Origin of the sequence: uncultured Imperialibacter sp. (assembly GCF_963974565.1) — a bacterium.
In the GTDB taxonomy this organism is placed as follows: Bacteria; Bacteroidota; Bacteroidia; order Cytophagales; family Cyclobacteriaceae; genus Imperialibacter; species Imperialibacter roseus.
Genome location: NZ_CAXBCJ010000002.1, coordinates 23,887 through 48,002, shown reverse-complemented (window position 1 = coordinate 48,002; position 24,116 = coordinate 23,887). Strand labels below are relative to the sequence as shown.

17 protein-coding genes are annotated in these 24,116 nt (G+C 46.5%); 4 read left to right on the top strand and 13 right to left on the bottom strand.

What is annotated here, in order from left to right; all coding sequences use genetic code 11:
* Nucleotide 1: 1 nt before the first annotated feature.
* The 9 genes from AAC052_RS03050 to AAC052_RS03010 all read right to left on the bottom strand — a co-directional run bounded on the left by AAC052_RS03050 (nucleotide 2) and on the right by AAC052_RS03010 (nucleotide 10,991).
* Nucleotides 2-901 (bottom strand): hypothetical protein, encoded by a 900-nt coding sequence (locus AAC052_RS03050; protein ID WP_339810838.1) that lies wholly within the window; start codon nucleotides 899-901, stop codon nucleotides 2-4.
* Nucleotides 902-1,025: 124 nt separating this feature from the next.
* Nucleotides 1,026-1,634, bottom strand: a complete 609-nt coding sequence (locus AAC052_RS03045; RefSeq protein ID WP_317491746.1) for a DUF2911 domain-containing protein — start codon at nucleotides 1,632-1,634, stop codon at nucleotides 1,026-1,028.
* 46 nt (nucleotides 1,635-1,680) lie between these two features.
* The gene (locus AAC052_RS03040; protein WP_317491747.1) at nucleotides 1,681-2,901 is read right to left on the bottom strand and encodes a hypothetical protein; all 1,221 of its coding nucleotides are present in this window, start codon (nucleotides 2,899-2,901) and stop codon (nucleotides 1,681-1,683) included.
* Nucleotides 2,898-3,419: a TlpA disulfide reductase family protein gene (locus AAC052_RS03035; protein ID WP_317491748.1), complete on the bottom strand. Its 522-nt coding sequence runs from the start codon at nucleotides 3,417-3,419 to the stop codon at nucleotides 2,898-2,900. The genes AAC052_RS03040 and AAC052_RS03035 overlap by 4 nt, the downstream gene beginning before the upstream one ends.
* A 3-nt stretch (nucleotides 3,420-3,422) precedes the next feature.
* Entirely contained in the window at nucleotides 3,423-3,683 is a 261-nt protein-coding gene (locus tag AAC052_RS03030; protein ID WP_317491749.1) for a heavy metal-binding domain-containing protein, read from the bottom strand.
* A gap of 24 nt (nucleotides 3,684-3,707) precedes the next feature.
* Nucleotides 3,708-5,495 carry an efflux RND transporter periplasmic adaptor subunit gene (locus AAC052_RS03025; RefSeq protein ID WP_339810834.1) on the bottom strand — a complete coding sequence of 596 codons (1,788 nt, stop codon included), beginning with the start codon at nucleotides 5,493-5,495 and terminating at the stop codon, nucleotides 3,708-3,710.
* A gap of 1 nt (nucleotide 5,496) precedes the next feature.
* Nucleotides 5,497-6,732, bottom strand: a complete 1,236-nt coding sequence (locus AAC052_RS03020) for a TolC family protein (protein WP_339810831.1) — start codon at nucleotides 6,730-6,732, stop codon at nucleotides 5,497-5,499.
* Complete coding sequence (locus AAC052_RS03015) at nucleotides 6,729-10,532, bottom strand: efflux RND transporter permease subunit (protein ID WP_339810830.1); 3,804 nt, start codon at nucleotides 10,530-10,532, stop codon at nucleotides 6,729-6,731. Before AAC052_RS03015 ends, AAC052_RS03020 begins: the two co-directional genes overlap by 4 nt.
* A gap of 72 nt (nucleotides 10,533-10,604) precedes the next feature.
* Complete coding sequence (locus tag AAC052_RS03010; RefSeq protein WP_317491753.1) at nucleotides 10,605-10,991, bottom strand: hypothetical protein; 387 nt, start codon at nucleotides 10,989-10,991, stop codon at nucleotides 10,605-10,607.
* 361 nt (nucleotides 10,992-11,352) lie between these two features.
* On the opposite strand from AAC052_RS03010, the gene AAC052_RS03005 reads away from it, so the two are divergent.
* The 4 genes from AAC052_RS03005 to AAC052_RS02990 all read left to right on the top strand — a co-directional run bounded on the left by AAC052_RS03005 (nucleotide 11,353) and on the right by AAC052_RS02990 (nucleotide 18,266).
* Nucleotides 11,353-13,317 carry a tetratricopeptide repeat protein gene (locus AAC052_RS03005; protein ID WP_339810829.1) on the top strand — a complete coding sequence of 655 codons (1,965 nt, stop codon included), beginning with the start codon at nucleotides 11,353-11,355 and terminating at the stop codon, nucleotides 13,315-13,317.
* The gene (locus AAC052_RS03000; RefSeq protein ID WP_339810828.1) at nucleotides 13,314-15,314 is read left to right on the top strand and encodes a tetratricopeptide repeat protein; all 2,001 of its coding nucleotides are present in this window, start codon (nucleotides 13,314-13,316) and stop codon (nucleotides 15,312-15,314) included. Before AAC052_RS03005 ends, AAC052_RS03000 begins: the two co-directional genes overlap by 4 nt.
* 301 nt (nucleotides 15,315-15,615) lie before the next feature.
* Entirely contained in the window at nucleotides 15,616-16,359 is a 744-nt protein-coding gene (locus AAC052_RS02995; RefSeq protein ID WP_317491756.1) for a response regulator, read from the top strand.
* A gap of 608 nt (nucleotides 16,360-16,967) precedes the next feature.
* The gene (locus AAC052_RS02990) at nucleotides 16,968-18,266 is read left to right on the top strand and encodes an aminotransferase class V-fold PLP-dependent enzyme (RefSeq protein ID WP_339810825.1); all 1,299 of its coding nucleotides are present in this window, start codon (nucleotides 16,968-16,970) and stop codon (nucleotides 18,264-18,266) included.
* 40 nt (nucleotides 18,267-18,306) lie between these two features.
* Here the strand turns inward: AAC052_RS02990 and AAC052_RS02985 are convergent, their stop codons facing one another.
* From AAC052_RS02985 to AAC052_RS02970, 4 genes are all read right to left on the bottom strand, one after another.
* Nucleotides 18,307-19,770 carry an ATP-binding protein gene (locus tag AAC052_RS02985; protein WP_339810823.1) on the bottom strand — a complete coding sequence of 488 codons (1,464 nt, stop codon included), beginning with the start codon at nucleotides 19,768-19,770 and terminating at the stop codon, nucleotides 18,307-18,309.
* An 839-nt stretch (nucleotides 19,771-20,609) separates the two neighbouring features.
* On the bottom strand, nucleotides 20,610-21,164 hold the full coding sequence (locus AAC052_RS02980; RefSeq protein ID WP_339810822.1) for a hypothetical protein: 555 nt from the start codon (nucleotides 21,162-21,164) through the stop codon (nucleotides 20,610-20,612).
* A gap of 10 nt (nucleotides 21,165-21,174) precedes the next feature.
* Complete coding sequence (locus AAC052_RS02975) at nucleotides 21,175-22,494, bottom strand: hypothetical protein (protein WP_339810821.1); 1,320 nt, start codon at nucleotides 22,492-22,494, stop codon at nucleotides 21,175-21,177.
* 1 nt (nucleotide 22,495) lies between these two features.
* Entirely contained in the window at nucleotides 22,496-24,115 is a 1,620-nt protein-coding gene (locus tag AAC052_RS02970) for a hypothetical protein (RefSeq protein WP_339810820.1), read from the bottom strand.
* Between the last annotated feature and the right edge of the window lies 1 nt (nucleotide 24,116).

Here is a 24,116-nt window from a genome sequence, read left to right as displayed (position 1 = left end):
CTTAGTTTTTCCCGTAGGTACTCAGGCCTTCTTTGTCTCCAATTGACGATAATATGCGCTGCAGACCAGAAAGGTTTCGCTGTAAAACAATCGCCACATCCTCCTCTTCGATGTGCCCCAGGATACCAATCTGACCTTTGAAACCAACCTTCGTCAGGTAAGCCATCATCTCACTTTCCCGGTCACCCGAACCTATGGGCAATATCTTGGGGCCTTCTTCCCTCATGCCATTCAGGTTTACCGCCCACAAATAGGGGAGAGCCACATCAATAATATCGGTATAGTCGTCAAGTTGCTCGTGGGCGTGGTGGAAGTTGTAGATGATGCCTACGTCCTTGAATCCACTGGCCTTAATTACTTTCACCTGATTGGCTGGCTCTCCAAGCCAGTCGCCATGGTTGTAAAGCGCTACCGTACATCCAACCTCGGCAGCTTTTGCATGAAGATAGTCCAGCATCTCCTTTGATTTTCGAACTTTCGCTTCCTCATCGAGCCCTTCCAAAAAATTGGCGTGAAAGCCAACCCAAAGCTGTGTTTTCAATTTGGTTTCCTTTATGTAGCTAAGCAGCTGTAAGTTGGCGCCGCTAAGCTTTTGGGGGCTATCTGTATTGGCGTCTATCCAAATCCACACCGCATTTATTTTGATGTTGTTCTTTTTTGCCAGCTTCCATTCTTCAACCGAAGTAGCCAAATGTTCTGCTCTCCAGTCGTAAGCATATGATTTGAAGCCGAGTTCCTTCAGCATGGCTATTCTGTCGGCCGGGCTGCGGTGCTTCGCATCGTAGGGCACAATGCACCAGGCAAAAAGGTTGCTTTTGCTGTAAATGCTTTGAGCCCCTGCATGACTAACTATTAGACAGGCAAAGGCAAATATGATAAAAGGTATTTTGATGGCTTTCATGCTTGTGTTGATTGGCTATCTCCAAAGATAGGTGCTGCTGCGACATAAACCTTTTAATAAAGCAAAAGCCCCGTCCAAAATCGTTTGAACGGGGCCGTTGAACCTCGGAGGAAACAGCTATAGCTTATTTCAGCGTGTTAGTGAATCCTTCCAGTTTTTGACTCACCTGAGTGTCGACCATAAAAGAAAGTCTCACTTTGTCCCAGGCCATCGTTACTTTGGCCACCTTGTTGTCTTCAGCGGAAATCGAATAAGCCAATCTCTCCATCGAATCGGCAGCCATTACTGGTGCAGCTTTCACGGCAACCACGTCATCTTTGGCTACTGCCTCTTCGTCAATTTTACCATCTTTCATGTAGGCAAATACTGAATTGCCTTTGCTGTTCAAGTGGATAGTCCACTCGCCGCTCTGCTGTGGAGTGATGAAAAGTGAATATTTTCCTGCTCCTACATTTTTCCCACCGATACTTACACCAGTGCTGAATTCAATCATCGTTGGGCCGTTGGCACCTGCTCTCCAGGTTACACCGTACTTTTCCAGGTCACCAAAAACTTTTCTACCTTTTACTGCTGGCGATGAATAGTCAACGCTAATTTTTGTAAAGCCAACATTCTGCGAAACATAACCTGCCGGGCTAGGCGCAGGAGCTTGAAGCTGAGCCATTGCACGCTGACTCGCTGTAGCGAAAAGGATAACAGCCAATACACCAAAAAATAATTTAACGTTTTTCATTACTTATAAGGGTTTTAGTTAATAACAGATTAATTGAACGAATATACTAGAGTTCTTTGAGCGCTATCATTGCCGTGTTGACAGCATTGTCGGAAGTCCACGCAATAATAAGGTTTTTTCCGTCAGAAGTCAGCTGTGGAAACCCTGTCTTCCTCTCGGTTGAAATCTCTGTGATGTCCCATTCTTCAAGCCGCTGACCATCTATTGTGAAAACGGCTACTTTCAAAACGCCGGTTTCTTCAACTATCTCTATCCAGCTTACTGCCACGTAGTCTTTGTTGATAAGTTTGATATCTGCTCTTCCGGCTGTTGAGTTGTGACTCACCTTGATCGGAATGGAAGGATGCTCTCCCGCATCACCCGACAGCGAAAGCTGCACCCTGGGGTTCTCATCGGCCGCTGTAAACCAAACAACTGCCACCTGCTCATCAATAGCATCCGACTGAGGGCCATTTACCGGGCAGGCCATGATGTCCCAGCCATCCTCACCAAGCACACTGGGCTCTGTCCAACCTTCTTCTGTCCATCGTACCTCGGCTATATCTCTCACCTCGTCATCGGAGCGATCCCGGTAGAAGGTAATCAGGCCGTGGTCACTTAAAACAGAACTTGTCTGGCAGCAGTCGCATACCCGTTGGTCAAGCAGCTCTTCTCCCTCAACATGCCCGTCAACCGCTACATAACCCCCCATAAGGGTCATTTCGTTACTGAGGTCGTGTCCGCCATGTTCGCTGGCAGGTGGATACTTGCGTCCGTCGAGCCAGGAAGCAAACATGCGGCCGCTAGGGAAGGGGACAAGCGAAACGAAGCCATGCTCCCTCGGAAGGGTGTCGCTGTGTAAAGTAACCGGTGCGCTCCATGAAGAACCAAAGTCCTGAGACCGACTGATTTTTACGTGGTAGTTCGTGCCTCCTGTCCAGCTCTTCTCCAGCCAGTGTGCTGCCATTTTGCCATCGCCCCAGGAAATAACAGACGGGAAGTCGGCCCAGTTGACAAACCAGTTGGTGTCTTCAGCCACTTTCACCGGCGCACTCCACTGTTGGTCAGCAAGTGTGGTGAAATGCAAGGCCGCAGAAGAATCGTTATCCACCACATAAGAGAGGATAACCTTGCCAGATGCATCCGTTGACAGAAAAGGCAGCGAAGCTCCACTCAGGTGAGTGGCCTCAAGTTTTTGCACAGGCATCCGCTCTTCGCTGGGCGCTGGTGCGCAGCCTTTTAAAATCAAACCACCAACAATGATGGCTCCAAATAACTCTTTCTTCATAGCTTATTTGTCTCGTTAATTAGCTTAATGCTTTCAGGGCTGTCCCATTCCCGGGCACCGGTTTCTTTGAATACCAGTTTTCCCTGCTCATCGAAAATGAAAGTAGTAGGCAAGGCAAATATTTCCAAAATACCCAAGTTGGCTTCCGTGGCAACGATATTAAAAGAATAGCTATTCTTCTCTCTAAATTTCGATATCCTGTCGAGCTTTTCGTCCGAGGCTGCCAGCATCACTACGTTTTTCGCTGCAAGCAATTCGGTTGCTCTTTCAATCGAAGGCATTTCGGCCAGACAAGGCTTGCACCACGTAGCCCAAAAATTGACGAAAACCCGCTTGCCCGCCAAAGTGGCAACATCCAACTCGCTGCCATCGAGGTTTCGAAGCTTCAGTGTAGCAAGAGAAATGTCTTTCTCAGCCAGCTTTTGTCCAGAGGACGTTGCTGTGCCAGACTTGTTTCCGTCGCTACAGGCAGCCAACATAAAAACCGCACAGACCAATACTATATGAATAATTCTCATCGCTTACTTTTCTGCAGGAGTTTCTTCAACCGCAACGAGGTCCATTTTGCAAACGGGACACTTGCCAGGTTTGTCGCTTGCGCTGCCTTCGCATTTCATAGGGCAAATATAGGAAGCGGCTGCCACAGTAGTGTCGGAGGCAGCCGCTTCGTGCTGATGGCCGTCATCATGTGTCGCTGCTTCTTCAGTGGTTTTTGGGTTGCTGTTACATGCACTCAATGCCAATGCTGCAGCAAAAAGGGAAGTCAATACAATGTTTCTCATAATAGGGATAAAATTAGTTAATAATTATTTTACAGGGGTAATTGTTCTTTCTACAGACCCGCAGGAGAGCATAGCATCTCCATAGTAGGGGTTTCTTATTTCTTTCTCCAGGCTGAGCCAGTCAGCACCTTTGTTGCTGTCGGCCATAGGGCAATGCTGCTGATAGAAGGTCGTGTTCGCTATGCCAAATTGCTCCACTGCCTGAATGAGGGCAGAAGACAGGGGCACGAAGGCTGCTCTCTGAGTGGCCAGCTCGCCGGTGTTGGCAATCACAGCCAAGTTTTCTTCCAACAACTCCAGTGTGCTCATCCAGGCCATATGAACCTGGTGGTCGCTCAAGAGCTTCATGTCAATTTTCGATAACTTTTCTTTTGCTGCTCCCGCCAGTTTTTGGGCCTTTTCGGGGTCGTCGTTGACCAACTCATTCTTCAAACTGATGTAAGCCATGGCGAAATCTGTCAGCTGGTTTCTGAATGCGGCAGGCACGCCCGAAGCGGATTGACTCTCGGCTGTTTTTTGACCCGTTAGCATGACCATGTGGTCATGATCAAAGGCCGCCTTCTTACCATCAGACTGACGATTCATCATGCTGGGCTTTCCTGCCAGCTGTGCGGCTGCGTCGATGCTGAATGTGCCATGGACTGCAATCTCCTCGCCGTTTTCGAGCCCTTCCTTCACTACGTAACTATCGCCAAGGGCAGGCCCAAGCACCACCTCTCTGATGACAAAGCTAACTGACTGGTTGCTGGCTAGTTTTACATATACCACCGACCGCTGACCTGTCCACATCACAGCCGTTTTGGGAACGACTATATTTTCAGCCTTGCCGGGAAGGTTGGCTTCCAGCTTACCCGACACAAACATTTCCGGCTTCAGCTTCGATGCGCTGTTCTTCACTTCCACTCTTGCTTTTGCCACCCTCGTTTGGGCATCAATGATGGGGTCGATAAAAGAGATGGCGCCGCTGAAGGTTTCGCCTGGCAAAGACGCAACGGTAAAAGGTATCTTGTCGCCTTTTTTGACCCAGGTCATATCCGATTCATAGACATCAAAAAGTACCCAAACGCTTGATAAATCGACTATTTCGTAGATCACCTGGCCCTGTGCGACGTGGTCATGCCGGTTCACTAGTTTGTTAATTACATAGCCAGAGTTATCGGCAAGCAACGGAAATGATTCTTTGACGACGCCGCTTTCAAGTATTTCATCGATCTGGCTATTGGTCAGCTTCCAATTTCTAAGCTTTTCTTTGGCTGCCTCCAGCAACTGCGGCTGGGTGGCCTTCATTTTCGATGCCTCCAAAAGCTCTTTTTGCGCATTCACGAGGTCAGGGGAGTACAAAAAGGCGATGGTTTGCCCTTTCCGTACATATTCTCCCGTAAAATTAATGAGCAACTTTTCGATGCGGCCAGGAATATGAGATGATTGCGAAAAAATCAGGCGCTCGTCGGCTTGTACTTTGCCAATGAGCTTCACCGATTTGACTGGCGCCATTGAACCAACCACGGCTGTGCTCACATTGGCAAGCTGCATAGCCACAGGCGACATGCTGATGGCCATTGGATCAATGCCTTCGTCCATGCCACTTTCAAGTGGGATGAGGTCCATTCCGCAAATGGGGCATTGCCCAGGTTCATTTTGACGGATCTGGGGATGCATCGAGCATGTCCATATTGTCTCTTCTGCTGAACCATGCTGATGGTCTTCATTTGCTGATATTTTTGGAGAACCCCCAAAAATCAGCCATCCAATCAATAACCCCATTACCAGGGTAACCAGACCGGTTATTATTGTTTTTTTATCTATTGTCATTTCAATAAACTTTAGCTGTCACATAATACAATTTGGCGAGTGCAGCCTGGTAAGCTGCGGCTGCCTCGACTTTCATTTTCCGATACTGCAGCAATTGTTGCTGCGTGGCCAGCACCTCTTCAAAATCAGCTTCCGAATTGCTGTAGGCTGTGAAGAGGAGCTGCATCATACGGTCAGTTTGAACGGCTTGCGCCTCGTAAAGGCCTATCAACTCCCTTTGTTGAGCAAGCTCAAACCTGGTGACCTCGTAGTCGGTAGCAAGGGCATTGACAGTGGCCTGCTTCTGAAAGGCATAGCTTTCCTGCGTCAGTTGTGCCTCTTTCACAGCCGCCCGGTATTTCTTTCTGAAAACCGGCAGGCTGACAGACACCATGGGCATGATAGCATCCTTGCCATTGTCGGCCGGTGGTGCAGCGCCTGCCGCTAAATCCGTCCTTTCCCCAACGATGATGTAATCGACGCCGACGCCCAGTTTCGGAAGCCCCTGCTTGCGGGCTGCATGTTCAGCCGCCTGGCTCCCTTCAATCTTCAACTCCAGTTCGGCTATCCGAGGGTGGGTGGTGGGCAATGAATCGCCGGCATTTAGAGCATCGTCCACTGCCAGCGAATCGATAACAACTATGTCTTCACCTATATCCCGATTCAAAAGGTTGTTGAAGGTAGTTTTCAGCGACGCCTCTTCCTTGTCAAGAATAGTTAACCTGGTGTTGGCGCTCTGGAGCATGATGTCCACCCGGAGCACATCCACCATCGTGCCGCTGCCACTACTGAATTTTGCTGTCGCTATGGCCTTGTATGATTCCAGAAGCCGGATGTTCTCTGCTTCGATGGTTTTGAAGGCGTTGAGCTCGTAAAGCGGATAGTAAGCAGCCGCCACCTGATAATACAGCCTGTTTCTCTCGTCCAAAAATGCCTGGTACTTCGACTCAGCCATCAAGGCAGCCACATGGCCCTGGGCCTTCAGTGTTCCAAACCAGGGGAACATCTGGGAGAGACTAAAGCGGGCTTTTTGCGGCCCCACCCGGGTTTCGATCATTTGGCCAAAAGCACTGACAGTGAGATTCGGATCCTGCAGGCCACTTGCCTGCGATACCTGCTCGAGGGCTGCTTCAAATGCCTTGTGAGTTGCCTTCAGACCAGGATTGTTCTCTGCTGCCATTTGCTGGTACTCTTCAAGCGTTTGTGCTTGTGTTGCCCCGGCGGTCAAAATCAAGATGATATAGATGATACTTTTCATTTTGCCTCCCTGATTTGTTTTTTGATCACTGTTTCCCTCCAAAATGCCTGCAATACCGGCACCACGAACATGGTCATGATTTGAATCGTCATGCCGCCGAATGTCGGGATGGCCATGGGCACCATGATGTCTGAGCCCTTACCGGTAGACGACAGGACAGGCAGCAGCGCAATAATGGCAACAGCTGCCGTCATCATGGCTGGCCGGACTCGCTTTTTGCCCGCTTCCAGCACCGCTTCACGAACTCCCTGAATGGTCGTTGGTTGCTTTTCCTCAAATACCTGATGGATATAGGTTCCCATGATCACACCGTCGTCGGTGGCAATGCCAAACAGGGCAATGAAGCCCACCCAAACGGCCACACTCAGGTTGATCGTGTGCATTTGGAACAGATCTCTCAGATTGACATCAGCCACGGAGAAGTTCAGGAACCAGTCCTGGCCATAGAGCCAAAGCATAATGAAGCCGCCTGCGAACGCCACAAACACCCCGGAAAAATGGATCGACGAAGCAATGACCGTTTTGAACTGGAAGTAGAGCAGCAGGAAAATCACCAGCAAGCTAATGGGAATCACGATAGACAGCCGCTTTACAGCCCTCACCTGGTTTTCGTAGCTCCCTGAAAATTTGTAGCTGACACCGGCAGGTATTTTGAGAAGTCCGGCGTCGATCCTTTCCTGAATGGTGGCCTGTGCCTGATTAACCACTTCCACCTCTGCAAAACCATCCCTTTTGTCAAACAGCACATAGCCGACCAGAAACGTTTCTTCGCTCTTGATCATTTGCGGGCCCCTTACATACTCCATCTCCACAAGTTGGCTCAATGGAATCTGAGCGCCGGAAGGAGTGGGGATTAGTATCCGCCCCAATGTTTCGGGGTCGTCCCGAAGCTCTCTTGGATAGCGAACCCGCACCGGGAATCTTTCCCTTCCTTCCAGCGTCGTTGTGATTTTCATGCCGCCGATAGCCGTTTCGATGCTTTGCTGCACGTCTTCCACTGTCAGGCCATAGCGGCCAATCGCCTCCCTGTTGATATTCAGATGGAGGTAGGGCTTGCCTACAATCCTGTCAGCAAAAACAGCCTCTGCTTTTACTGAGGGCACTTCTTTTAAAATACCTTCCAGCTGCATGCCGAACGCCTCGATGGTTGGGAGGTCGGGGCCATAAACTTTGATGCCCATGGGCGCTCGCATGCCTGTTTGCAGCATGATCAGGCGTGTTTCAATCGGCTGAAGCTTGGGGGCGGATGTGACACCCGGTATTTTGGTCACCTGCACAATTTCGTCCCATATATCGTCGGGTGACTGGATATGAGGGCGCCAGTTTCTAAAGTATTGACCGTCATTGTCGGGAATGAGTTGGCTGTATCTTGTTCGCAGCCGCAGAGCCTCTTCGTTGGATACCGCCTCTCCGGAGGTCAACACAAAATTGCCGTCGTTGTCAGTTTTGAACCTTGACCTATGGCCGTCTTCATCCACTACATACTCTGGCTTGTAGTTGATGATGTTTTCGTACATAGAGATTGGCGCCGGATCAAGTGCTGACTCCGTTCTGCCCATTTTCCCAACCACCATATCTACCTCGGGAATTTGGCTCACCATCATGTCGAGCTGGCCAAGCACTCTTCGGTTTTGCTCCACGCCGGCATGAGGCATGGAGGTGGGCATGAGCAGGTAACTACCCTCGTTGAGTGAAGGCATAAATTCTGAACCTATACCCGGGAATTTTTCAGCCAGCACCTTCCATGGCCGGGAGGCTCTCACCTTTTCGCCAGCTACACTGAAAACGGTGTCGAACCCGAGCCAAATCACGACGCCAAGCAAAATGGTAAACGCCGGGAGCAGCATGAACTTGCCCTTATTCACCAGGCACCATTTCAAGATCGGTTCATAAAAATGCACCACCGAAAGTAGTGCAAGCAAAATTGACCCTATCAACACAATGACAAAGAGGTAATTCAGCACGAGGGAGTTTCCCACACCCAGCGGCATCCATTCTTCAGCGAGAAAATAGGTAGCGATGAGCACGGCTAGTGCCAGATTGAGGTAGCTGGTATATCGCCTGATCTGTTGAGGCCATTTGCTTTCCAATATGTTATTGATGCCGGCGACGGTCAGTGCCAATGGCAACCACATCTGAAAATAGACGGCCAGCATAATGCCGGCGGCCACGAAGCTCCAATTCCATACCCGTCTTACTTTCTTCTTGTCGTAGTTGATGCCGAATATGAAATAGGCGAGGGTAGGGAGCACCACAAGGCCAAGTACAAACGAGGCAAGCAGCGCATAGGTCTTTGTAAAGGCAAGTGGCTTGAAAAGTTTTCCTTCAGCTGATTCCATGGCAAACACGGGAACAAAACTCACCACCGTGGTGGCAAGGGCAGTGGTGATGGCCGACGCTACTTCCACCGTGGCTTCATAAATCACCTTCAGCAGTGCTGTCCCGCTGGCGCCATGGTTTTCTGGCATTTCCAGGTGGCGAATGATGTTTTCCACGAAAACAATCCCAACGTCGACCATCACTCCAATAGCAATGGCAATGCCCGACAAGGCCACCACATTGGCGTCAACGCCTGAGTACCGCATCACGATGAATGTGGCCAGCACGCCCACGGGCAGCAAACTGGCAATAATAATCGAGGCCCGGAGATTGAGCAGGAGAATGAGCACCACGATCACACTGATGAGTACCTCGTGCGACAGGGCCGTTTCAAGTGTCCCGATTGTTTCGTGAATAAGCTGTGTGCGGTCGTAAAATGGCACGATGGTCAGCTGACTTTCGACGCCATTGGCCAGCGTCTTTTTGGGAAGGCCCGACGCTATCTCTGCTATTTTTACCTTTAGGTTATTGATTACTTCCAGCGGATTCGAGCCGTACCTGGCCACTACTACACCACCTACCACTTCAGCGCCTCCTTTGTCGAGCACACCACGTCGGGCAGCCGGACCAAGGCTCACCCGGCCAATGTCGCTGATGCGGATGGGCACATTGTCCTGCACGGCCACCACAGCCTTCTCAATGTCTTCTACCGACTTGATATAGCCGAGCCCTCTTACCAGGTACTCTGCCTGGTTCATTTCAATGGTTTTGGCGCCTACATCCCTGTTCGACTGCCGCACAGCCTGCATCACTGCCATTAAGGGAATGTTGTAGGCTTTCAGCGCATCGGGATTGACGTCAATTTGATACTCTTGCACAAAGCCGCCTATGGAAGCGACTTCTGATACACCTTCGGCAGCGTTGAGCCCATACTTTACATAGAAATCCTGCACGGTACGGATCTCATGCAGGTCCCAGCCTCCCGTGGGATTGCCCTCTTTGTCTCTGCCTTCGAGCGTATACCAAAATACCTGGCCAAGGGCTGTAGCATCGGGCCCCAGCATGGGTTGCACGCCGTCGGGCAACAATCCGGATGGCAGTGAGCTTAGCTTCTCAAGGATTCTGGACCTGGACCAGTAAAACTCGATGTCTTCATTAAAAATGATGTTGACCATCGAAAATCCGAAAACCGAGGAACTTCGGATCGATTTAACGCCCGGTATACCCAGCAGGTAGGTCGTTAGAGGGTATGAAATCTGGTCGTCAATGTCCTGCGGCGACCTGCCCGCCCAGTCAGTGAACACAATTTGTTGGTTTTCTCCAATGTCGGGGATGGCATCCACCGGCACAGGATCTCTGGGGAGAGCGTCTACCTTCCAATTGAATGGCGACGTAACAATGCCCCAACCCACCAGCACTATCAATATAAGGATAGTAACCAGCCTGTTATGTAGAAAAAAACGAATGATTTGATTGAGCATAAAGTAAATTCATTGGTCTGATGCAAATGGAAATTGAAGCATGGGAACATGCTTCGTGCAAAAGACCAATGGCTAAATCAAAAGGGCACCGAAGGAAATATAGGCGGGATACAAAGGCAAAGGTGGCCCTGTATCTGCAGCAAATGATAGTGAATGAGTTGAATATGCTTCGTCGTAGGACAGAAAGTCGGGAAGCTCAATAGCGTAGAGCACAAAAAGGGAGGGAGTTCCAAGCGCCAGTTTTTCAACCTTAACGAAATTTCCATCCAGGCTCTGGTACTCCGTTGTATTTTCACAGCAATCGTTGGGCTCGTCGGCAGCATCCATGCAGCAGTGCTTGGTGGAGTGCCCCAGCTCAACGTTCTTAAGAAAAGGGCCACAATAATGCTTTGACACGACTACCCCTGCAATGGAGAGGAGCCATGTGAAAACAAGCGCTATTTGTAGGGTTCTTTTCAAACTGGGTCAAAAATCGACAAAACAAATAACGAAAGCAAACCCGCCTGGGTTTTATCAGTTGTGTCACTGAGTGCTGCTTTTTCGAAAAGGCAGTAAAAAATATGTTTAATTTTATACTTTATGATTGATCGATTATTTGATTTACAATCAATTAGTTACAATGAAATAATGCTATGCTTCTGTCTACAGCCTTTGTGTAAACCTTCACTTGATACTTTTTCCGAACCACACATATAACAGAGCTGTATATAGCCCACGGCTTCTTTTGATGTACAAACATTGATTAATCAACACAATTGCCCTTAAAAGCACTATATTAGCCTCTCACGAAGGACTGCACCTATCAAAAGCAAGCTGGAAGATGATCAAGAAAACATGCCTGTTACTTTTTGCTGTATTGGTAGCCTCCGGCTATCTACAAGCCCAGACAGATAGCCTGCAACAGCTTTTTCAAGCGGCCAAAGAGCCAGGTGTGAAAGTTTCCCTGCTGATTACCATGGGGCAGCAAAGTGCTGAGACCGATTCTTCGGCTGCCTTAAACTACCTGAACAGAGCGCTTGAACTTGCGAAAGACCACAACCTGACAAAGGAACGTGGAGACGCCAACTTGGCACTCGGAAAGTTTCATTATGAGCATTTCAGCTACGATTCAGCAAAAAAATATGTTGATGCTTCCCTCGCAGCCTATCGTGAATCGCAAGACAAGGAAGGGATTGCCAGGGCTAATTTGCAACTCTCAGAACTTTACGAAGAACAAGATCGAAGCGCAGAAGCCATTAAAGTCCTTTTTGAAAACCTTTCCTACTACGAAAGTATAAACGACTCCCTGGAAGCTGGCAAAGTGCTCAACAGAATTGCCAACTCACAGAATTATCTTGGCTATCATGACGACGCCATCCTTCATTACACCCGTGCCATGGATATTTTCGAAAGCATCGGGTATCAAAGAGGTGTGGCCGTAGTGCTGTCAAACATGGCTATCATTTACGGGGAAGAAGGAGATACAAGAAAATCCATTAAGAACTACCTGAAAACCATTGCCATCTATGAGGGGCTTGACAATGAGCCGAACCTGCCAAGTGCTTATAACAACATAGGAAATGACTACACTGACCTGAAAATGCCGGACAGCGCTTTGTATTATTTTAACAAGTCGCTGGCGCTATCTAAAACCAGGGGAGACCTTCGATCGATGGCCTTTAGCTATTTCCATATGAATAGTTTGTATAACAGCATCGACATGCCGGAAAAGGGAGCCTATTATGGCAACAAGTCCCTCGAACTAGCCGAAAAGATAAACAATCACCAGCTGAGGATTAACCTGAGCCACAGCCTGTCAGAAAGCTATGAAAAGCTGGGTGATTATAAGCAGGCGCTGCGTTATCATAAGCAATATCAACAACTGGAAGACTCCGTTTACAATATTGAAAACAGCCAGGTCATTCATGATATGCAGGCCAAATACGAAACCGAGAAAAAGGAAAAGGAGCTGGTTCTCAAACAGGCCGATATCGACAGACAGCAGGTATTGCTCACACAGGAAGCCAGGCTTCGCTCTGTTCTCATAGGAGGGATGGTAATTGTGCTTTTACTGGCTGGCCTGATCTATCGGGGTGAACGTGCCAAAACAAAAGCCTACAATCAGCTGAGCATTCAGAACCAGGAAATAGAAACTAAAAATAAGCTCATTGAATCGGCCTTGGCAGAAAAAGAGTCCTTGCTTAAAGAAATCCATCATAGGGTAAAGAACAACCTTCAGGTGATCAGCAGCATTCTGAACATGCAAAGCCGGTCGACAGCAAGTCCCGAAATGCTCACGGCTATTCAGGAAGGACAAAGCAGGGTGAAAGCTATGGCCCTGATTCATCAGAAACTCTACCAGACTGAAAAACTATCGGAGATTGACTTTAAGGAATATGCCGAAGAACTCACGGATCACCTGTCCTCTATTTTTGAGTCCTCCACCGGAGAGAGTATTGTAAAAACTGTTACCTCACCTGACATTAAGCTGGACATCGACATGGCCATTCCGCTGGGACTGATTCTTAACGAGCTGATTTCCAACGCATATAAGTATGCCTTTGAAGGAAAAACTGGAGGAGCCATCAGTGTAGAACTGAAAAGACTGGGAGAGGATCAACTACAGCTCGAAGTGGCTGATAACGGCAAAGGTCTTCCGGCTGATTTCAACCTGGAGAAGGCAAAATCTCTCGGGCTGAAATTGGTGAACATACTTACAAGGCAACTCAACGGCCAACTTACCGTGCAGTCTATAGGTGGAGCCCGTTTCTCAATTGTCATTCAAAACATGAAAGTGAGCGTATGATGGGTTCGTCAGTCAATGTGATGCGACGTATTTGGAGATTCTTTATTGCCTTTTTGCTCCTCACCTCTGTGAGTGCTATCGCCCAAAACGACAGGTTTGACGACCTGAGACAACAGTTCAAAACAGCACCCACGGATTCACTCAGGTTAGTTTTTCTTGATGAGCTGTCGTACAGTTTCGTAAGGGAAAATTTCGATTCTTCTGTCTACTATGCCGGTTTGCAAAAGGCACTGGCACAAGCCGCCCATGATAGCGTCATGCTTGCCTACGCTTATAAAAACTACGGACGGGCTTTCGAAGAACAAGGAGAGATGGACTCAGCCATACGCTATATTGAGAAAGCGCTAAGTGTAGAAAAAGCCAGCCATAACGAAAGCGGAATGGCAGGTTCCTACCATAATCTAGGACTGGTGTACGACCGGCTGGGCAACATGAACGTGGCCATGGAGTACTACCTTAACGCTCTCGAAATAAAGGAGAAGTTGGGAAATCCTCTAGCCCTTTCTTCCACTGTAAATGCCATTGGGTTTGTTTATAAAGCTCAGGATCAGCATCAAAAATCGCTAGAGCAGTTCCAAAAAGCGCTCGATCTCCTCATTGAGGGAGAAGGTTCTGATAACAGAATCAGAGGTGCCTACAACAATATTGGCCTGGCCTACATGAATTTAAAGAAGTATGATTCGGCACGGAGCTATTACCGCCGGTCAGTGGCTGGAATCAAAGAAGACGACAACCTCCGGGGCTTCGGTGCTTTCTACAATAATATGGGAGTCACCTACGACGAGAATCTACAGTTTGATTCTGCGCTGTACTACTACACGCAATCTCTTCGTGTGAAGAGTCGGTCGGGCGATAAATATGGAATGTCGAGCACGAATCACAACCTGGCTGTTAACTACCGGCGGGGCGGGTTTCCTGAAAAGGCCATTGCGCACGAGAGGGCCTCTATAGCATTGGCTAAGCAGTACAAATTCCTGGAATTACGCATGAAATCCACTGATGGCCTTCGTGAATCATTTGCTGCCACTAATCAAATTGACTCAGCCTATTTTTATACACTGGTTTGGAAGGAGCTTTCGGATTCTCTTCAGCGCATTGAAAGAGGAGAAACTGTGATGCAACTTGAAGCCAAATATGAAAGTGAAAAAAAAGACAAGGAGCTGGCCCTGAATCAGGTGACGCTCGCCCAGCAGCAGTCAAGCCTCAGATCGGAGGCCCGGCTTAGGTACCTGTTGCTTGGCGGCCTTGCACTGCTAACTGTCTTCCTGGTTTATGCTTATCGCTCCGAAAGAGTCAAGTCTAAATCCAACAATTTGCTTCAACTGAAAAACCAGGAGATTGAGGAAAAAAGCCTGGAGCTGGCCCGGTCGCTGGGCGAGAAGGAGGCACTGCTTAAAGAGATACACCACAGGGTGAAAAATAACCTCCAGGTTATCAGCAGCATCCTCAACATGCAGAGCAGGTCCACCGCCAACCCTGAGATGATTTCCGCCATTCAGGAAGGGCAGAGCCGTGTAAAAGCCATGGCCCTGATCCATCAAAAACTTTACCAGACAGAGAAGCTTTCCGAGATTGATTTCCGGGAATACGCAGAAGAATTAGTGGAACATCTCTCCACTGTTTTTAGTCCAAACGGACAAAACGGAATTGTGAATAAAGTAGCTGGATCAAATATTAAACTAGATATTGATCTGGCCATACCATTGGGGCTTATACTCAATGAGTTAATTTCAAATGCATATAAGTACGCTTTTGAAGGAAAGCCGGAAGGAGAAATAAGCGTAGAGCTGACAAGAACTGCGGATGGTCAGCTGCAACTTGCTGTGGACGATAACGGCAACGGTTTGCCCCAGGACTTCAGCATCGACAACGTGAAATCGCTGGGGCTGAAGCTGGTCAATATTCTCACCCGTCAGCTGAACGGACAGTTGTCTTTTCATTCGGTGAAAGGGGCTCATTTCTCTATTGTGCTTCATGAGGACAGGCTTACCACTTAATAAAATTCGCAAGTGAATAGACGCTGGCTTTAGGATTGACTGGCTGCTTGTTTAGGTTTACAGTAAAATGCTTTGCTATTAAAGTGCCAATCGTTACCATTGCAACCCAAAGTGAGAACTGCTACTCCGCAATGCGTATGGAGCAATATTGCAGCATAGAAAAAACAACATTAAGCAGGGCGAAACATAGATTTTCGACCTGAGGCATTCCCAAAAGATTTTCATTTTTAAAAAAGCATTTAACCTTTAGTCTTTTTGGTCTATATTAGATTCTAGCCGTGTAGAGGGATTCGCCAAGCCGATGAGTAAAATAAAAATTCTGATTGTTGAAGATGAGTTGATCATAGCCGAAGACATGCGTGAGCTGCTTGAGGGAATGGGTTATGAGGTGCCTTTTGTGGCAATGAACCTCAAAGAGGGGCTGGAGGCTTTGGACAAATATCAGCCCGATTTGGTCATGCTGGATATTATGATGGGAGGGAGGCCTTCCGGCATTGAGCTGGCTCGCCATATAAGAAGCAACTGCGACCTTCCCTTTATCTACTGCACGTCACACGCCGACAAGGCCACTGTGGAAGAAGCCAAGGCAACCAAGCCCAATGGCTATCTGGTGAAACCGTTTAATGCAGACGAGCTCTACTCATCAATAGAAATTGCCCTCGTCAATTTTGCAATACCTGTTAATTCAAACGCTGCACCGGAAGCTTCCCGTCAAACAGAAATGTTGGTAAAGGACGGCATGTTCGTTAAGAATGGACAAATGTTTGTAAAGGTGAAATTTGACCAGATGCTTTGGCTGGAGCCAGATGGGAACTACACCAATATTGTTACAGGGGCATCAAAGTACGTCGTTCGGTCAAGCCTGAAGGATATTCTGGATCACCTGCCGAAAGATGCATTTTTCAGGGCGCACCGCTCTTATGTGATTAACCTGGAGCATGTGCAAGCCATCGACCTGCATCAGGTAAAAATCGCTGAACACCTGATTCCACTGGGAAAAGTATATCGTGATGAGTTAATACGGAGACTCAATCTGATGCAGTAAGGCAGTCAATTAGACCGTTGAAACGCCTTCTCCGGCGCATTAACCACCCCGGCAAAGCCATATCTTTTTCTCAAAATCGTCCAAAAAAGAAAAACCCAAAATTTTCGTCCCCCGTTATCGGGTGTTCATCGATTATTTTGTGTCTTTTGTCCCAAATAGTTGCCAAAATAAATATATGTTGATACTTTAGTTATGGTTCTACACAAACCATAATGCTCAAAGGTTAGGCTGGTAGGGAGGGAAAATACAGTCATAGAAGCTATCGACATGGATTTCCTTCCCTTTTTTTTTAACCAAACGCCAACAACTGACTCATCTCTCACTTTGGTCAGTAGCCCCACATACTCCTGATAAATAAATACCAAATACAATACTTATTTTTATGAATAAGTCATTGATAGGCGGAAACACTCAGCCAATTCCAATTTTGTTTTGCTTTCTGACGGGTTTATCTGCTTTGTATTAATAACAAATCCTTAAAGACTTTTTGACGGTTTTATTGCTAATTTAAAAGTCAGAAAAGAAACAGCAGCCCTGGCCTAACGTATAAACGCCTCTTAATCAGTGGTGTGTCTTTTCCCCCGACAGTCTACGCATAAAAGTTGTTCATGAACAGAAGGAAGCTATTCAAAATTTTGGGTGCAGGAGTAGGCTCATTGCCACTAATGGCTTATGGCAGAAACTACCGGAAGTTATCTCCTGAGCGCCCGAATGATTCGTTTGAACAGTGGGAGGGGAAGTTCAGCGAAGCTATCGTGAGCGACGAGGCTTTCTGGCAACGCTTCGCTGCAGACTTTTACGACATATCGCCCGGCTTCATCAACCTGGAAAATGGGTACTTTGGCGTCCAGCCTATTCCTGTCAATGCTGCCTATCATCAGTTTGTAGACAAAGTCAACCGTGAGTCGTCCCGCTACATGCGAATGGACTACTGGAACGACTGGCAAATGGTGATGGACAGCCTCGCCGGTTTCACTGGCGCTTCTAAAGACGAGTTGCTGGTCACCCGCAACGCCACGGAAGCTTTGAACATTCTGATCAACGGGTTTCCGCTCAAGGCGGGGGATGAAGTAATACTTCAACACCACGACTACCACAGCATGATTGAGGCCTTTCAAATGCTGGAGAAGCGGAAGGGTATAAAGCTCAAATTTATCGATGTGCCACTGTTGCCAAAAAGCGAAGATGAAGTAGTAAAATTGTACGAATCGGCGATTTCACCCGTAACAACCCTTATTTTGGTGACACATTTGACCCACCTGACAGGACAGGTGCTGCCAGTGAAAAAGATCTGCGAAATGGCCCACAACAAAGGCGTAGAGGTGATGGTAGATGCAGCACACAGCTTTGCTCACCTGGACTACAAACTGGCCGACCTGGGCGCCGATATGGTTGGCGTCAACCTTCACAAGTGGTATGCGAATCCGCTTGGCGCTGGCTTGCTGTATGTGAAGAAGGAAAAAATTAACAAGCTGTCGCCCATGTTTGGCGACTTCACACAACCGGTTGACAGCATCAATAAACTGGGACACTTTGGTACGCTGGCGAGCCCGGCGCTGCTAACTATTCCGGTGGCGGGCAAATTCAATAACCTGGTGACGATCAAAGTCAAGCAAGCCAGGCTGCACTACCTGAAAGCTTACTGGACGTCGAAAGCTGCTGCCATGAAAAGGGTAGAGGTGCACACGCCGCTGGCTCCTGACCAGAGTGGTGCCATTGCTGCCTTCAGCGTTGCTGGCATAAGTGCTGATGATACCGTCAAAAGGCTTTTGGATGAATATGGCGTATTTACCGTGAAGCGTCAACTAAAAGACCGGGAGGTGGTGAGAGTGACACCCAATCTTTATAACAGCGTAGCCGACCTGAACAGGCTGCTGAAAGGCATCGAAGGACTTAGTCGGGGATAGTGTAATGTGTGCATTCACAAAACATACAACAACTAACAATTTAGTTTTTAGGGATTGAGAACCTTATCGTTGTGCCTCGGCTTTGTTTGGAGATAATTTCGAACGTGCCGTGATGCAGCTTGATAAATTCTTTGACCAGCATGAGCCCCATACCTGTGCCTTTTTCTTTGTTGGTGCCCGGGGTACTGGCCACGTAACCTCTATTAAGAATGGCGTCCACAGTCTCATAATTCATCCCAACACCTGAATCGGATATTTCTACCACAGCTGCGTCGTCTTTACTTTCTGCGTGGATATTGATCACACCGCCTTCTGGAGTGAACTTGATGGCGTTGTTCAACAGGTTCCTGATCACCATCTCTATCATTTCACGGCCGGCCTTCACCTGAAGGTGCCCATCGGAATCGTTGGTGATGGTTATGTTTTTCGCTTTGCTCGACTCACTGAAGACTTTTGTTAAGTCGGTGAGGCTCTCAGTCAGGTCAAAATCGTCTTTTTCCAGCGATATGCCCTTCATCTGGCTTTTTGACCATACAAGCAAATTATTGAGTAGCTCATTGGTTTGCTCAAAGTTGGTCTCCAGTTTTTGCAGCAGCATGTCTGCTTCTGCCGGAGTAAAAATCTTATTATGGAAGCCTATAATGGCATTCTGCAGGTTATTCAGCGGTCCACGCAAGTCGTGGGAGAGGACAGAGAAAATTTTGTCTTTCGCCTGGTTCACGGCCATAAGCTCTTCGTGCTGCGACTCAATAATGCTCATTTGCATGCTAAGGGCCTTGGTTCGCTCCGATACCTGATTCTCCAATTCCTGATTTTGCTTTCGGATCAGCTCAGCACGTGCATCCCTGGTTTCAATGAGCTGCGCCGACACCAGGAGTGACTTTCGGAAATAGTAGACGTACAGCATCATTGTGGGAACCAACACCAGGAGCAGACCAATCTGCGCCATATAGAGGTTCATCGATGCTGACTGATAGCGCTCATCTGCCTCAGCTTTGATCTGGCTCTCAAAGTCATCAATCTTTTGACTGAACTGTTCATATTCAAGCCACAAATTCTGTCCCATGTCAGGGTGAAGCATGGCTATAAATATCGAATCGTTGCCACGGTCAAGCTCCATTTTCATTTGCTCAACGTACGCAATGTAGGCCTCCATCGAGTCCCTGAACTGGTAGTACACCTCCATATCAAACTGCTGGTTGAGAAGGGCAGTTTCAACATCAGCGAACAACGAATCACTTTGGCTAAGAGCCGTGGTCATGGGATCCACAAACCGTTCCTCACGAATAAGGCCGTAGCCACGGAGGCCCAGGTCAATGCCCTGGATGGTGCCCCAGAGAATTTCCGAAACATTGCTGCGGATTTGCTCGGCCTCGGTTTCGATCACATGGTTTTCGTGAATGACTTGCTGGTTGTAGTACGTGTAGAATATACTTAACGAAAGCAGAGCTGTGACAAGCGCAACAGGCAACCAGATGAGGTATGGTTTCTTATCTGCAGTCATAAGTAAAGTAGGTAGGTATAAATTTCAATAGCTGTCTCATACAAAGATAACGATCAAGTGTTTGATAAAAAATACGTCTCAGCGCCATATAGTAACCGGCAGGACAGCGTGTTATAGATGAACGAGATGCCTGATTCGATGAACAGCCGATTTGAAGTGAGGAAAGCGTAGCGTAGTATTTGACAATACTACTTAACATAATATAAATTATATAACTAATATAGTGATTTGCGCCCAGGCGCACAGCGGCTGGTTTACATAAGATCAGTTATCATCACTTTAGTGTGATAACGTTAGATCTTATGTAAAAGCAAATCACGGATCGCAAAACCAATCATCTTATGGAATGCTGTGATCACTACTCAACCGACGCTACTGGCTTACGCTGGCCGACTCAAAGCAACAGCTCCGTACAGGAACAGTTGCCTGCAAACCAGTCTGGTGAGAATTAAATGTACGTCCACAAGTCAAAGCAATTTTTGAATACTGAAATCTCAGTGCTTACAAATTGCCGCTAAACCACTTGCTTGCCCGCCAGGCGGCCCTGTTTCTTCCTTAGATGAAGAAAGTAATTGCAGCGGCGAACCGCCAAAGAAATCAAGCCTGCCCGGCCGGGACAAAATAATGCTTCCCCGCTGTGCCCTACGCATGGCCCGCTATTTTGCCGGGCCGACCCGCCTACGGGGAAGTATTCTACTTAACATAATATCAAACTTCAATAAGTGAAAGGGCGGAATTGGGTGTTATAATTAAGAATGAAAACCGTAGTATAAGTCTAATATGTATGCTAAAAAGGCAATTAATTAATAGAACGTACTTCCAAGGGACTAAGCAGTAGACTAATAGTTTCGTCCCCATATCTCCACAGAGCCTTTATTGTTAGAAGGAAATGCATATCCAAGATGTTTGCTAACATATGCCTTCTCAGGTTGATCAATAAAAAAGCTGGCAGAATTAGGACATTTTAATCCCCAATTACCAGAAGTCATGGTCTGTCCGGGTAATATGATGGCCACATGACCTGATCCAGAGTTATTCTTAAGTACCGCAATTACTGCTTTTCCTACATTCGCATAGCCCTGTGCCTCATTTAGTACTGCTTGAGCATCAGCATTCCCAAGTTTCGTCCACCTGTCTGAATTATTGGAAACATAGTCAGCAATTTGGTTTGCGAGAAGATAGCTATTACCAATAGTGAAATCATCTATTTCATAAACCTTTTTCAAAGCCATTGCTACGAACTGATTGCAAGGATAATTGGAAGGCAAAGGACCTCCACACTGTTGAAATTCATACAACGCAGTTTCAACTTCCTTTTGCCAATTAGAAGCCTGTCCAAATAAAGAAAGGCTTGAGAAGACAAAAATTAAGGTAACCAATGTTTTTCTGCTCATAATGCAATTTTTACCTATCCTCAGGCAAAAGAACAACAACTGGGTTGCTGTTGTCAATAGGTCTGGATCTTACGCCTCGTAGTATCAGCAAGGGTTCTCGATCAAGTCCTCTTCTACCCACTTCACCATCTTCACCAGGGGTACCATTAATGCCATTTTTTCCATCGACCCCTGGTCTGCCAGCTAGTCCGGAGCTTCCACCATGTTTAAAAATAGATCCGTCACCACCTATACCTGCGCCTCCGCCTTTACCTTTTTTTCCTCCTTTGCCGCCAAAACCTCCTTCCCCACCTTTACCCCCCTCTCCACCACTGGGGTTAAGCTTGTACCAATATTCTCCATTTGGGTGTCGTCTTTGAACATCTAAGGTCACATCACCTCCTGAGCCGCCATTACCACCAACACCACCATGACCGCCATCACCTCCTTTTCCACCGTTACCTCCTTTTCCACCGTCACCTCCACGAGATGCATTCCTATCATATGCTGCTCCTCCGCCTTTTCCACCGTTACCACCGTTACCACCATTGCCACCAACTCCGCCATTCTGACCTCTAGATCCATTAAGTCCATCCTCCCCTAGTGCTATCATTTCAATCTTTGAGTCTTTCTTCACCTTTGTTCTAATTGTAAAATGAAGATTTCCCGAATCTCTCCCACCAGCTCCGGCTATACCAGGCGAACCGTTACTGCCATTCATTCCTTTACCCCCATCATGTCCATTCCCTCCTCCTTCTGATCCGTAAGATTTTGGAACCAGTTTTGTCTTAAATAAACCCAAATCCACTTGTTTAAAAGTTGCCCCAGCATCACGTCCATTGCCACCACTTCCACCATTTCCACCATTTTGACCTGCCTTTGCGGATATCCCCTCATAAAAGAGATATTGCACTTTTTCCGGAACCGGTCCCATAAGTCCAGATCTGATCACAATTTCTCCTTCAAACTTGTCTGTCGAAAGAAAGAAATTCTTGCTCTGAGCAAGGATAATTGATGCATTTGAAATGATTTTGTCAGTCTCAATATTGATTGAATCTCGCCTATTTCCATCTTCATCTACACTAAAAAATTCAATACTTCCATTTAATGTTAGTGTAGCAGTATGCAACGTACCTGGCTTCAGATATAAGCTCTTCCCTTTGTTTAATTTATGTTGAACAGTCGATCCATCGGGTAATTCATATGTGATGATACTGTCTTGGACTAAAATAGATTCATATTGTCTATTCGTATCAAAGAATAAAACCTCATGTTCCCATTCTTGACTCCAAGTTGGGTTGGAACTGAATAGTGCCAAAATCAGCAAACTGGACTTAGTATACAATTTCATACTAATAGCTTCTTATGATTGGTGAAATTCCTGAGGCATTCAATCTTCCTAAGTAGGTGAGATTTTCTAGCCCATCCGTTGTAAAGGTTTTAATATAATACTCAGACTTGCTGAGCTCCTCAAGCATAGCTTTTGTTTTGCCCAAATTGGCTTGATTGTCGATTACTTTACCTTGACTATCCATTTCGTGATCCACATAAAGTCGATCTACTTGAGCTAAAAATCGTTTTCCTGAAACATCCTCATATGGTTCATCTAATTCATACTGTACTCGATTACCAGCAACAAAATCAGGTATTAGCTCAAGGTTTCCATCTGAACCCAACTTATAGAACTCTATGCGATTAAAATATTCTGGGAATAAATTCCAGCCATCTGCTCGAACGGTCACCGTGTAAAGAATTCGATCCCTCGTTCCATTGGATACTTTATTCAAATCTATATACGTAGGAGTGAAAATGAATTCTTCATCACGAGTAATATTCTCAGGCCAAATAACTTCCGTAGCTACTGGAATTTGATTATTGCAATTATTGTTATTTACACAATCACTCATTAAAGCTTTATAAATCTGTACATTTCGTTTGTAGGTGCCCAGTAAATTTTTATAATATGCTTTGTATTCAAAACGCTTGTCTACAATAGTTTCAAGCTTTTCTATTACTCGATTGGATTTAACTAGAGAGGAATAAAGTGATCCTAAATACTGTTTGTTATATCCATAACTTCTATCAAAATTTAGCCCATAGCGATAATATGAGCTTAGCGTATATTTGGTTGGTGCAGAGTTATCTTTAGTCCCTGTCTTTGCAAATTCAGCTAACGCTTTAAAGATTTCATCGACATTGCTTTTATTGATGTTCTCTATAAATGGAGACAAGGCCGGTAATCCTCCGGCCCCTATTGCCTGAAACGCTACGGTTACATTGGAAACCTTATTTGCCGTGTTAATTAACTCTTGAAGGTTTTTTGATGCCGTTGCGCTTGCTTCAAACCCTTTATAAGACCCACTTGCTGAAATTTTGTAGTCAGTGGTCAGCTTACGTTTCGTGCTATGATCAAGATTATTGATATTTATTATTGCATATGCACGAACAGAATTATCTGTAAATGCTACAAAATGAGTTCCGCATTCTCTGATAAACTTTTCATACTCACCATTATCTATCATGGCTTTGTATCGTGGCTTTAACTTTGGGTCTGCAAAACCAAACTTTCCAAAATAGGAGTCAAGTTTAATAACAATTGAGATTGTCCTTTCGTCTGTTTTATAGTAGTTGTTAAAGCTCTGTTGGAAAGAACCAGATGCACTGGCAGATAAGTATTTAGCTGTTGCAGTAACACTAGTATTAATATCAAGGGTTTCATCAATAGACGAAAAATCGTCCACAAAGTGGATACTAGTAGTTGTTGACAATGGTCCTCCTATATTAAGCCAAGTTAATACATCATCAATAGCAAGGTTTTTATTGTTAAAATTTGTGAAGTCAATACTTGACTTATTGTGAAGTTCACTCCTAAAGGGATCACTATACTCAAAATCGTCAATTGCTATATTCGTTTGTGCATGCACAAAAAATGAACATAAAATTATTGAGATAACGATGAATAACTTTTCCATT

Coding starts and splice junctions, on each gene's coding strand:
- AAC052_RS03050 (WP_339810838.1), bottom strand. CDS start 901: ATGAAAGCCATCAAAATACCTTTTATCATATTTGCCTTTGCCTGTCTA.
- AAC052_RS03045 (WP_317491746.1), bottom strand. CDS start 1,634: ATGAAAAACGTTAAATTATTTTTTGGTGTATTGGCTGTTATCCTTTTC.
- AAC052_RS03040 (WP_317491747.1), bottom strand. CDS start 2,901: ATGAAGAAAGAGTTATTTGGAGCCATCATTGTTGGTGGTTTGATTTTA.
- AAC052_RS03035 (WP_317491748.1), bottom strand. CDS start 3,419: ATGAGAATTATTCATATAGTATTGGTCTGTGCGGTTTTTATGTTGGCT.
- AAC052_RS03030 (WP_317491749.1), bottom strand. CDS start 3,683: ATGAGAAACATTGTATTGACTTCCCTTTTTGCTGCAGCATTGGCATTG.
- AAC052_RS03025 (WP_339810834.1), bottom strand. CDS start 5,495: ATGACAATAGATAAAAAAACAATAATAACCGGTCTGGTTACCCTGGTA.
- AAC052_RS03020 (WP_339810831.1), bottom strand. CDS start 6,732: ATGAAAAGTATCATCTATATCATCTTGATTTTGACCGCCGGGGCAACA.
- AAC052_RS03015 (WP_339810830.1), bottom strand. CDS start 10,532: ATGCTCAATCAAATCATTCGTTTTTTTCTACATAACAGGCTGGTTACT.
- AAC052_RS03005 (WP_339810829.1), top strand. CDS start 11,353: ATGATCAAGAAAACATGCCTGTTACTTTTTGCTGTATTGGTAGCCTCC.
- AAC052_RS03000 (WP_339810828.1), top strand. CDS start 13,314: ATGATGGGTTCGTCAGTCAATGTGATGCGACGTATTTGGAGATTCTTT.
- AAC052_RS02995 (WP_317491756.1), top strand. CDS start 15,616: ATGAGTAAAATAAAAATTCTGATTGTTGAAGATGAGTTGATCATAGCC.
- AAC052_RS02990 (WP_339810825.1), top strand. CDS start 16,968: ATGAACAGAAGGAAGCTATTCAAAATTTTGGGTGCAGGAGTAGGCTCA.
- AAC052_RS02985 (WP_339810823.1), bottom strand. CDS start 19,770: ATGACTGCAGATAAGAAACCATACCTCATCTGGTTGCCTGTTGCGCTT.
- AAC052_RS02980 (WP_339810822.1), bottom strand. CDS start 21,164: ATGAGCAGAAAAACATTGGTTACCTTAATTTTTGTCTTCTCAAGCCTT.
- AAC052_RS02975 (WP_339810821.1), bottom strand. CDS start 22,494: ATGAAATTGTATACTAAGTCCAGTTTGCTGATTTTGGCACTATTCAGT.
- AAC052_RS02970 (WP_339810820.1), bottom strand. CDS start 24,115: ATGGAAAAGTTATTCATCGTTATCTCAATAATTTTATGTTCATTTTTT.